The 5,660-nt window shown below is 69.2% G+C and carries 4 protein-coding genes; 1 reads left to right on the forward strand and 3 read right to left on the reverse strand.

Annotated features, from left to right (window positions below; translation table 11 throughout):
- Positions 1 to 48: 48 nt before the first annotated feature.
- Together glmS and glmU are read right to left on the reverse strand one after the other, a co-directional pair.
- The gene (glmS, locus tag V7067_RS13800; protein WP_334176483.1) at positions 49 to 1,875 is read right to left on the reverse strand and encodes a glutamine--fructose-6-phosphate transaminase (isomerizing); all 1,827 of its coding nucleotides are present in this window, start codon (positions 1,873 to 1,875) and stop codon (positions 49 to 51) included.
- A gap of 127 nt (positions 1,876 to 2,002) precedes the next feature.
- Positions 2,003 to 3,424, reverse strand: a complete 1,422-nt coding sequence (glmU, locus tag V7067_RS13805; RefSeq protein WP_334176484.1) for a bifunctional UDP-N-acetylglucosamine diphosphorylase/glucosamine-1-phosphate N-acetyltransferase GlmU — start codon at positions 3,422 to 3,424, stop codon at positions 2,003 to 2,005.
- A gap of 335 nt (positions 3,425 to 3,759) precedes the next feature.
- Here glmU and V7067_RS13810 point away from each other — a divergent pair, with 335 nt between their 5' ends.
- Positions 3,760 to 5,055 (forward strand): hypothetical protein, encoded by a 1,296-nt coding sequence (locus V7067_RS13810; RefSeq protein ID WP_334176485.1) that lies wholly within the window; start codon positions 3,760 to 3,762, stop codon positions 5,053 to 5,055.
- A 126-nt stretch (positions 5,056 to 5,181) separates the two neighbouring features.
- Here V7067_RS13810 and V7067_RS13815 read toward each other — a convergent pair.
- Positions 5,182 to 5,660 (reverse strand): amino acid--tRNA ligase-related protein (locus tag V7067_RS13815; RefSeq protein ID WP_334176486.1); only part of this gene is annotated, 479 nt, incomplete at its 5' end.

Genomic DNA, 5,660 nt, shown 5'->3' on the forward strand with positions numbered 1-5,660 from the left:
CGCCCTGACCGGGCCGGCACAGGGCCCGGCCCGGCGACGGCGGGGACATCACTCCACCGTCACGGATTTGGCGAGATTGCGCGGCTGGTCCACGTCCGTGCCGTTGGCAACGGCGGTGTAGTAGGCCAGCATCTGCACCGGCACCGAATAGACGATGGGGGCAATCTCCTCCGGCATCTCCGGCATCAGGATGGTTTCCGCGGGCGTGATGCCGGCGTGTTCAAGCCCCTTCTCGTCGGTCACCAGCACGATGCGGCCGCCGCGCGCGGCGACTTCCTGCATGTTGGAGGCGGTCTTCTCGAACCAGCGGTCGAACGGCGCGATCACCACCACCGGCATATCCTCGTCGATCAGGGCGATGGGGCCGTGCTTCAGTTCGCCGGCGGCATAGCCCTCGGCGTGGATGTAGGACAGCTCCTTCAGCTTCAGCGCGCCTTCCAGCGCAATCGGATAGCTGGTGCCGCGGCCGAGATAGAGCACATCGTCCACGCGGTGGATGCGCCGGGCAATGGCCTCGATACGCGGCTCCAGCGCCATTGCGGACGACACCAGACGCGGCACTTCGGCAAAGGCGGCCACCAGCGCCTGTTCCTGCGCGCCGTCCAGCACGCCGCGCGCACGGCCGGCGGCAATGGCCAGAGAGGCCAGCACGGCAAGCTGGCAGGTGAACGCCTTGGTGGAGGCAACGCCGATTTCCGGCCCGGCGAGCGTCGGCACCACCACATCGGCCTCGCGGGCGATGGTGGAGGTCGGCACGTTGACCACGGCGGCAATCGTCTGCCCGGCGGCTTTGCAATAGCGCAGGCTCGCCAGCGTATCGGCCGTTTCGCCCGACTGCGAGACGAACAGCGACAGCCCGCGCGGTGTCAGCGGCGCTTCGCGATAGCGAAATTCGGAGGCGACATCCAGATCCGCCGGCAGGCGGGCAAACCGCTCCAGCCAGTACTTGCCGACGAGAGCGGCATAGGAGGCCGTGCCGCATGCCGCCATGGCAACGCGCGGCACGGTGGCCAGCGCCAGCCCGGCAAACGGCTCGGACCGCGCGGTACCGGTGCTGAAATCCAGATAGTGGCCGAGCGTGCGGGACAGAACGTCCGGCTGCTCGTGGATTTCCTTTTCCATGAAGTGGCGGTAGTTGCCCTTCTCCACCACCAGCGCGCTGGCGCGCAGCACGGTCACCGGGCGCGTCACCGGCCGGCCGCCGGCATCGAAGATCTCCGCGCCGCCGCGCGACAGCACCACCCAGTCGCCCTCGTCGAGATAGATGACGTGATCGGTGAAGGGGGCGAGCGCGATGGCATCGGACCCGAGGAAGGTCTCTCCCTCGCCCAGCCCCACCGCCAGCGGCGAGCCGCGGCGGGCGCCGTAAAGATGGTCCTCGTCGCCCTCGATCAGGATGGCGAGCGCAAACGCCCCGCGCAGGCGGGCGAGCGATGCCGACACCGCCTCGCGCGGCGCCAGACCGTCGCGCAGCGCCTTGTCGATCAGCTGGCAGACGACTTCGGTGTCGGTCTGGCTGCGGAACACCGCGCCGCCGGCGATCAGCTCTTCCTTCAGCGGGCGGAAATTCTCGATGATGCCATTGTGCACCACGGCAACGCGGCCGGTGGCATGGGGATGGGCGTTATCCTCCGTCGGCGCGCCGTGGGTGGCCCAGCGGGTGTGGCCGATGCCGACGACGCCGGAAAGCGACTGCTCGGCAACCCGCGCCTCCAGATTGCGCAGTTTGCCTGCGGCGCGGCAGCGCGTCAGGTGGCCGCCTTCCAGCGTGGCGATGCCCGCCGAATCGTAGCCGCGATATTCGAGACGCTTCAGCGCATCGACCATGCGTGCTGCCACGGGCCCGGTGCCCAGAATCCCGACGATGCCGCACATCCGCTCTTCTCCTCGCAACGCAACATGAGCCGTGTTTAGCGGCTAATGCCGCCACGGCCCAAATCACACTCGGTGTCGTTTCGTGACGAACCGGAAAAGGGCCGGCTTTCCGGCCCCTTCCGTGCGGTCAGCGCGGCTGCTGCGCGGCCTTGCGGCGGGCCTGTTCGGCGCGGATTTCCGCTGCGCGGCCCTCTTTGACGACCTGCCGGCCGCGGCCGATGGCCAGCGCATCGGCCGGCACGTCATCGGTGATGACACTGCCGGTGCCGACATAGGCGCCATCGCCGATGCGGACCGGCGCAACCAGCGCCGAGTTGGAGCCGATGAACACGCCGGCGCCGATATCGGTGTGATGCTTGAAGGTGCCGTCATAGTTGCAGACGATGGTGCCGGCGCCGATGTTGGACCCGGCACCGATGCGCGCATCGCCGATATAGGTCAGATGATTGAGCTTGGCGCCGTCTTCCACGCGCGCCGCCTTCACCTCTACGAAATTGCCGACGTGCACCCCCTCGCCGAGGTGGGCGCCGGGCCGCAGGCGGGCAAACGGGCCAACCCGGGTGCCCGCGCCCACATGGGCGCCCTCAAGGTGGCTGAACGGCAGGATCTCGCACGCCTCCGCCACCTGCACGCCGGGGCCGAACACCACGTTCTGGTGCACGATCACATCGCGCGCGAGCCGGGTGTCGTAGCTGAAGAAAACGGTCTCCGGCGCCAGCAGCGTCACCCCCGCGGCGAGCGCGCGTTCGCGGGCCCGGCGCTGGAACGCCGCCTCGCACTGCGCAAGCTGGGTGCGGTCGTTGACGCCCTGCACCTCGTCCTCGGTGGTGGTTTCCACCACCACGGTCATGCCGTGGCGGTTGGCGATCTCGACGATGTCGGTGAGGTAATATTCGCCCTTGGCATTGTCGTTGCCCACCGCCTCCAGCAGCGGCAGCGCCAGCCCGCCCTTCATGGCAATGATGCCGGAATTGCACAGCCGCACCGCCCTCTCGGCCGGATTGGCGTCTTTCTCCTCGCGGATCGCCTTCAGGCGGCCGCAGTCCACCATCAGCCGGCCATAGCCGGTCGGGTCGGCGGCCTCGAAGCCCAGCACCGCGATGTCGGCATCCTCGCTGAGCCGGCCGCGCAGGCGCGCGATGGTGTCAGCCTCCACCAGCGGGGCATCGCCATAGAGCACGACGATGTCGTCGGCCGGCACCTCCAGCGCCGCACGGGCGGCCAGCACGGCGTGGGCCGTGCCGAGGCGCCGGGTCTGCTCGAACACCGCAAGGTCGAGGCCGAGGCCGCCCATCTCCTGCCCCACCGCGGCCGCACCGTGGCCGGTGACCAGCGCGATGCGCCCGGCACCGGCCGCCGCGGCCGCGCGCAGCACATGGGCCGCCATCGGCTGGCCGCCGACGCGGTGCAGAACCTTCGGGGTGCGGGAGCGCATGCGCGTGCCCTCGCCAGCGGCCAGCACCACGGCCAGACAGCTCCGGCCATGGTGACGGGCAGCGGACTGACCGGCTGAAGACGACGTTTCGGCTGAAGACTCGGCTGAAGACATGGAACCCTCTGCGGCGCATCCACGCGCCCGGACACGGAACACCTCATTTCCCCGCGCCCGGCGGCCGGGGTCACAGGATGGCCACACCGCCGTGGCACGGCTCGGCAACGCAGGCCGGACGGGCGCGCAGGCGTGGCATTCGTGCACGCTTTCTGGGCTGGCCGGGGCGCCGCCGTCAAGCGCCGGCAGCGGCAATTGCACCGCCGTGCCATCCGCGGCATTTCGATGAGCGACGTTTTCCGCCTTGCCGCGCGCGGCCGGCTTTCCCAAATTCAGCCCGACAGCCGGCAGACGCCGGACCCCACGACGACCGGCAATTCAGGAGCTCGACCACGATGACGTCCGGGAGCGCAACCACCCGCGCCACCAAAGCCCTTCGCAGCCGCTCCGGCGCGGCGCGCTCCGGCCTGCGGCGCGCAGGCCTTGCCGCAGCGCTGCTGGCCGGCTGCCTCGCCACGCCCGCCCTTGCGGCCGAACCGACCGGCAACCCGCTGGCCGATGCCTTTCTGGCCGGGCTGGAAGCCCGCGGCCTCACCGACGTGACCGTGACCACGGTGACGGGCGATAACGACACCGTCGACATCAGCGGCCTCAAGGCGGTTCAGCCCGCCGGCAAGCCGGAGGCCGCCACCGGCGCCGTTCCGGGCGCCGGCGGTGCCGTGCCCGCTCCCGACGATGCCGCCGGCCCGACCGCGATGAGCGTGGATCACATCACCATCGACAAGGCGACCCTCGATCAGGGCCGCATCCGCGCCGGCGTGTTCAATGCCAGCGGGCTGATCTTCAGCGAGGCGAAGAGCAAGGTCACCATCAATCAGATCGCGGCGACCGATGTCGACATTCCGCCGCCGCGGCCGGTGCGCACCGTCGACGACATGGCGGCCGCACAGGCGATCTACAAAGATGTCGCGATCACCGGCCTGACGCTCACCGACGACACCGGCTTTACCGTTCCGGTCGCGGCCATCGACATTCAGTCCGACGGGGCGCCCGCCGGCCAGTCGAAGATGAGCGGCTTTTCGGTGCGCGGCATTCACATCGACGTGTCGCGGCTGCCGGAGGACGGTCTGCGCCGCGAGCTGCTGGCGCTCGGCTACAACGCCCTCGACATCAACGTGACGGCCAAGGGCACCTGGGAGCCCGATTCGTCCACCGGCAACATCGACGAGGTCAAGATCGGCATCGACGGCGTCGGCGCGCTGACGCTGACCGGCAAGATCGCCGGCCTGACGCCGGCGGCCATCGCCATCCTGTCCGATCCGACCCGCTCCAGAGACAGCGACGAGATCTTCCAGACGCTGATGGTGAAGGATGCGACCCTCACCTTCACCAACGAAACGCTGGTGCAGCGCCTGCTGGCCGCGCAGGCGAAGGACGCCGGCACCACCGCCGATGTTTATGCCAGCCAGCTTTCCGCCGCCCTGCCGATGCTGCTGATGCCGCTGAAGGACGTGGAGTTCCAGAAGGCCGTTGCCGACGCCGGCGCCGCCTTCCTCAAGGATCCGCGCGCTCTGCGCATCACCGCCGCGCCGCGCCGGGCGGTGCCGATCACCGAACTGATCGGCACGGTTCTGGTGGCGCCGCAGACCCTGCCCGGCCTGCTGAAGGTGCAGGTCGCGGCCAATCCGTAACGCGCCCGGCGGCTGCGGCCACGGGGTCTTCTGAGGCAGAACCGGCAATAACGAAAGGGCCGCCCGGCATCACCGGGCGGCCCTTTTTCTGTCCGTGACGGCGGCGGCGGCCGGGGCCGCCGGCCCTCAGTTCGGCAGGTTGAGGCGGATATGCAGTTCGCGAAGCTGCTTGTTGGAGACCTCCGAAGGCGCCCCCATCAGCAGATCCTCGGCGCGCTGATTCATCGGGAACAGCACCACCTCGCGCAGGTTTTCCTCATCGCACAGCAGCATCACGATGCGGTCGACACCCGGCGCGATGCCGCCGTGGGGCGGGGCGCCGAATTCGAGCGCGCGCAGCATGCCGCCGAAGCGCTTCTCCAGATCTTCCTGCGGATAGCCGGCGATCTCGAACGCCTTGCGCATGATGGCCGGCTGGTGATTGCGGATCGCGCCCGACGACAGTTCGATGCCGTTGCAGACGATATCGTACTGGTAGGCGCGGATCTCCAGCGGATCCATCGTCTCCAGCGCCTCAAGCCCGCCCTGCGGCATGGAGAACGGGTTGTGCGAGAAGTCGATCTTCTTCTCTTCCTCGTTCCACTCGAACATCGGGAAATCGACGA

Source organism: Pseudoxanthobacter sp., assembly GCF_036822375.1.
Lineage (GTDB): Bacteria > Pseudomonadota > Alphaproteobacteria > Rhizobiales > Segnochrobactraceae > Pseudoxanthobacter.

Excerpts from the sequence above, each read along its gene's own strand:
- V7067_RS13810 (WP_334176485.1), top strand. The coding sequence starts at position 3,760 with ATGACGTCCGGGAGCGCAACCACCCGCGCCACCAAAGCCCTTCGCAGC.
- glmS (WP_334176483.1), bottom strand. The coding sequence starts at position 1,875 with ATGTGCGGCATCGTCGGGATTCTGGGCACCGGGCCCGTGGCAGCACGC.
- glmU (WP_334176484.1), bottom strand. The coding sequence starts at position 3,424 with ATGTCTTCAGCCGAGTCTTCAGCCGAAACGTCGTCTTCAGCCGGTCAG.